This is a genomic window from Agromyces sp. NPDC057865 (genome assembly GCF_042796995.1).
Lineage (GTDB): Bacteria > Actinomycetota > Actinomycetes > Actinomycetales > Microbacteriaceae > Agromyces.
In genome coordinates this window covers 1-5372 of the sequence record NZ_JBHVMJ010000009.1, presented here as the reverse complement: position 1 = coordinate 5372, position 5372 = coordinate 1, and the positions used below count along the sequence as shown (strand labels likewise).

The 5372-nt window shown below is 56.3% G+C and carries 2 rRNA genes; both read right to left on the bottom strand.

Going from position 1 to position 5372, the window contains the following annotated elements:
- Positions 1–91: 91 nt before the first annotated feature.
- Positions 92–3196 (bottom strand): 23S ribosomal RNA (locus ACFVN5_RS19700).
- 463 nt (positions 3197–3659) lie between these two features.
- Positions 3660–5191: ribosomal RNA gene (locus ACFVN5_RS19695) — 16S ribosomal RNA — on the bottom strand.
- The 16S and 23S rRNA genes sit together here, the layout of an rRNA operon.
- Positions 5192–5372: the final 181 nt, after the last annotated feature.

Sequence of the window (5372 nt, the reverse complement as noted above, 5' to 3'; positions counted from 1 at the left end):
TGTTGTGTTTCCGTCTGTTGGGAACCACAGAGTGGACGCGAGCAATCCCAGGGCCACACACTCCAGCCTTACAAACAGAGTGTGTGTAGTGATTGTCAAGTTATCGGCTTATTAGTACCGGTCAGCTGCACAAGTCGTTAGTCCTTGCTTCCACATCCGGCCTATCAACCCAGTCGTCTGGCTGGGAGCCTCTCCCCCGAAGGGATGGAAATCTCATCTCGAGGCCGGCTTCCCGCTTAGATGCTTTCAGCGGTTATCCATCCCGAACGTAGCTAACCAGCGGTGCTCCTGGCGGAACAACTGGCACACCAGAGGTTCGTCCAACCCGGTCCTCTCGTACTAGGGTCAGATCCTCTCAAATTTCCTGCGCGCGCAGAGGATAGGGACCGAACTGTCTCACGACGTTCTAAACCCAGCTCGCGTACCGCTTTAATGGGCGAACAGCCCAACCCTTGGGACCTACTCCAGCCCCAGGATGCGACGAGCCGACATCGAGGTGCCAAACCATGCCGTCGATATGGACTCTTGGGCAAGATCAGCCTGTTATCCCCGAGGTACCTTTTATCCGTTGAGCGACAGCGCTTCCACAAGCCACTGCCGGATCACTAGTCCCGACTTTCGTCCCTGCTCGACCTGTCAGTCTCACAGTCAAGCTCCCTTGTGCACTTACACTCGCCACCTGATTGCCAACCAGGTTGAGGGAACCTTTGGGCGCCTCCGTTACTTTTTGGGAGGCAACCGCCCCAGTTAAACTACCCACCAGGCACTGTCCCTGAACCGGATCACGGTTCGAAGTTAGATATCCAGAGTGACCAGAGTGGTATTTCAACAATGACTCCACGAACACTAGCGTGCCCGCTTCACAGTCTCCCACCTATCCTACACAAGCCACACCGAACACCAATACCAAGCTGTAGTAAAGGTCACGGGGTCTTTCCGTCCTTCTGCGCGTAACGAGCATCTTTACTCGTACTGCAATTTCGCCGAGTTCGCGGTTGAGACAGCTGGGAAGTCGTTACGCCATTCGTGCAGGTCGGAACTTACCCGACAAGGAATTTCGCTACCTTAGGATGGTTATAGTTACCACCGCCGTTTACTGGGGCTTAAATTCTCAGCTTCGCCTTGCGGCTAACCGGTCCTCTTAACCTTCCAGCACCGGGCAGGCGTCAGTCCGTATACATCGTCTTGCGACTTGGCACGGACCTGTGTTTTTAGTAAACAGTCGCTTCCCACTGGTCTCTGCGGCCACTCCACGCTTCCCCTGGCAAGCAGGTTCACGCTTCGGGCCCCCCTTCTCCCGAAGTTACGGGGGCATTTTGCCGAGTTCCTTAACCACGATTCTCTCGATCTCCTCGGTATTCTCTACCTGACCACCTGAGTCGGTTTGGGGTACGGGCGGCTGGAACCTCGCGTCGATGCTTTTCTCGGCAGCATAGGATCACCCACTTTTCATCCGCATCGCGTCTCAGCCTGTGTGAGCGACGGATTTGCCTATCGCTCGGCCTACACGCTTGCCCCGGGTCAACCATCGCCCGGGCTGGGCTACCTTCCTGCGTCACACCTGTTAATACGCTCACTCCACCAGACGGGGTCGCATGCCGCCCCGCGCATCACCCCGAAGGGATCCGCACGGCTTGGGATGCTTAGCACTTCTGATCTCGTGTGGGCGGTTCTTCGCCGGTACGGGAATATCAACCCGTTGTCCATCGACTACGCCTGTCGGCCTCGCCTTAGGTCCCGACTTACCCAGGGCAGATTAGCTTGACCCTGGAACCCTTGGTCTTCCGGAGGACGGGTTTCTCACCCGTCTTTCGCTACTCATGCCTGCATTCTCACTCGTGTGCCGTCCACGGCTGGTTTCCACCGCCGCTTCACCCGGCACACGACGCTCTCCTACCCATCAACACGGCTGGACCACGAAGGCCTACCACAAATGTCAATGCCACAACTTCGGTGGCGTGCTTGAGCCCCGTTACATTGTCGGCGCGGAATCACTTGACCAGTGAGCTATTACGCACTCTTTCAAGGGTGGCTGCTTCTAAGCCAACCTCCTGGTTGTCTGTGCAACTCCACATCCTTTCCCACTTAGCACGCGCTTAGGGACCTTAGTTGGTGGTCTGGGTTGTTTCCCTCTCGACGATGAAGCTTATCCCCCACCGTCTCACTGCTGCGCTCTCACTTACCGGCATTCGGAGTTTGGCTGACGTCAGTAACCTGTTGGGGCCCATCGGCCATCCAGTAGCTCTACCTCCGGCAAGAAACACGCAACGCTGCACCTAAATGCATTTCGGAGAGAACCAGCTATCACGAAGTTTGATTGGCCTTTCACCCCTATCCACAGCTCATCCCCTCCATTTTCAACTGAAGTGGGTTCGGTCCTCCACGACGTCTTACCGTCGCTTCAACCTGGCCATGGATAGATCACTTCGCTTCGGGTCTAGGACCTGCGACTGAATCGCCCTATTCAGACTCGCTTTCGCTACGGCTACCCCACACGGGTTAACCTCGCCACAGATCACTAACTCGCAGGCTCATTCTTCAAAAGGCACGCTGTCACCCCAACAAAGGAGGCTCCAACGGTTTGTAAGCAAACGGTTTCAGGTACTATTTCACTCCCCTCCCGGGGTACTTTTCACCTTTCCCTCACGGTACTTGTCCGCTATCGGTCATCTGGGAGTATTTAGGCTTATCAGGTGGTCCTGACAGATTCACACGGGATTTCTCGGGCCCCGTGCTACTTGGGATACCTCTCCGGCCGGCCAGGCATTTCGACTACGGGACTCACACCCACTCCGGTCCGGCTTTCAATCCGGTTCGTCTATACCTGACGCGTCACCGTGGTCGACCGGCAGATCGACCCGAAAGGTCCCACAACCCCGACCATGCAACCCCTGCCGGGTATCACACATGATCGGTTTAGCCTCATCCGCGTTCGCTCGCCACTACTTACGGAATCACGGTTGTTTTCTCTTCCTGTGGGTACTGAGATGTTTCACTTCCCCACGTTCCCTCTACCCGCCCTATACATTCAGGCGGGAGTCACCAGGTCACCCAAAGGGCCTGGCGGGGTTTCCCCATTCGGAAATCCTCGGATCACAGCTCGTTTATCAGCTCCCCGAGGCTTATCGCAGATTACGACGTCCTTCTTCGGCTCCAGATGCCAAGGCATCCACCGTTTGCTCTTAGAAACTTGAAATCACATGAGTTCGATCGAATTCGTACACCCGAACCCGAAGGCCCGGATGCGAAATTGACCAGTGAATACGCCGAACAACACCCCGAAGGATGCCACTCGGCGACTCACCTTTGTGACCCAACGTCCGAAAACGTTGAATCTAAGATGCTCGCGTCCACTATGTAGTTCTCAACAGACGGCCAGAACCCCCACACCCACCAGCACACAGCCGGCTTCGGTGAAGGTCTGAAGAAACCATCACCCCCACCCCGAAGGGCAGGGTTGTCCGGTCCCTCAGGACCCAACAGCGTGCACGCACCAACCCGGCCGGCCCCCACCGTTCCAACCCACCGAAGCGGGCGTACTAGACGCGAACCATTCACGTTGATGCCTATGTCAATGTTCCACCCATGAGCAGCCGGCAGACACGTTCGGTCTGATCCGGCATGCCTGGAACACCCTGCGGTGTCCAGATGCTCCTTAGAAAGGAGGTGATCCAGCCGCACCTTCCGGTACGGCTACCTTGTTACGACTTAGTCCTAATCACCGATCCCACCTTCGACGGCTCCCTCCACAAGGGTTAGGCCACCGGCTTCGGGTGTTACCGACTTTCATGACTTGACGGGCGGTGTGTACAAGGCCCGGGAACGTATTCACCGCAGCGTTGCTGATCTGCGATTACTAGCGACTCCGACTTCATGAGGTCGAGTTGCAGACCTCAATCCGAACTGAGACCGGCTTTTTGGGATTCGCTCCGCCTTACGACATCGCAGCCCTTTGTACCGGCCATTGTAGCATGCGTGAAGCCCAAGACATAAGGGGCATGATGATTTGACGTCATCCCCACCTTCCTCCGAGTTGACCCCGGCAGTCTCACATGAGTTCCCACCATAACGTGCTGGCAACATGCGACGAGGGTTGCGCTCGTTGCGGGACTTAACCCAACATCTCACGACACGAGCTGACGACAACCATGCACCACCTGTATACGAGTGTCCAAAGAGTTCTACATTTCTGCAGCGTTCTCGTATATGTCAAGCCTTGGTAAGGTTCTTCGCGTTGCATCGAATTAATCCGCATGCTCCGCCGCTTGTGCGGGCCCCCGTCAATTCCTTTGAGTTTTAGCCTTGCGGCCGTACTCCCCAGGCGGGGCGCTTAATGCGTTAGCTACGACACGGAAACCGTGGAAAGGTCCCCACATCTAGCGCCCAACGTTTACGGCGTGGACTACCAGGGTATCTAATCCTGTTCGCTCCCCACGCTTTCGCTCCTCAGCGTCAGTTACGGCCCAGAGAACTGCCTTCGCCATCGGTGTTCCTCCTGATATCTGCGCATTCCACCGCTACACCAGGAATTCCATTCTCCCCTACCGCACTCCAGTCTGCCCGTACCCACTGCAGACCCGAGGTTGAGCCTCGGGATTTCACAGCAGACGCGACAAACCGCCTACGAGCTCTTTACGCCCAATAATTCCGGACAACGCTCGGACCCTACGTATTACCGCGGCTGCTGGCACGTAGTTAGCCGGTCCTTTTTCTGCAAGTACCGTCAAGGAGCAAGCTCCCCTTCTTCCTTACTAAAAGCGGTTTACAACCCGAAGGCCGTCATCCCGCACGCGGCGTTGCTGCATCAGGCTTGCGCCCATTGTGCAATATTCCCCACTGCTGCCTCCCGTAGGAGTCTGGGCCGTGTCTCAGTCCCAGTGTGGCCGGTCACCCTCTCAGGCCGGCTACCCGTCGACGCCTTGGTGAGCCATTACCTCACCAACAAGCTGATAGGCCGCGAGTCCATCCCAGACCGAGAAAACTTTCCACCCCACACCATGCGGTACAGGGTCCTATCCGGTATTAGCTCCGATTTCTCGGGGTTATCCCAGAGTCCAGGGCAGGTTACTCACGTGTTACTCACCCGTTCGCCACTAATCCCCAGCAGCAAGCTGCCAGTTCATCGTTCGACTTGCATGTGTTAAGCACGCCGCCAGCGTTCGTCCTGAGCCAGGATCAAACTCTCCAAAAAAAATGGTTCCCAACACCCCCGAAGAGGCGCCAGGGAGTTCAATCTCTGACTGACAAGACAATCAATACTGACTGTCCATCAATCCAAAGGAATCCCACCAGGCCAAAACCTGGACGGGGTTCAAAAATTGGCATTGAACATAGTGCACGCTGTTGAGTTCTCAAGGAACGGACGCACCCGA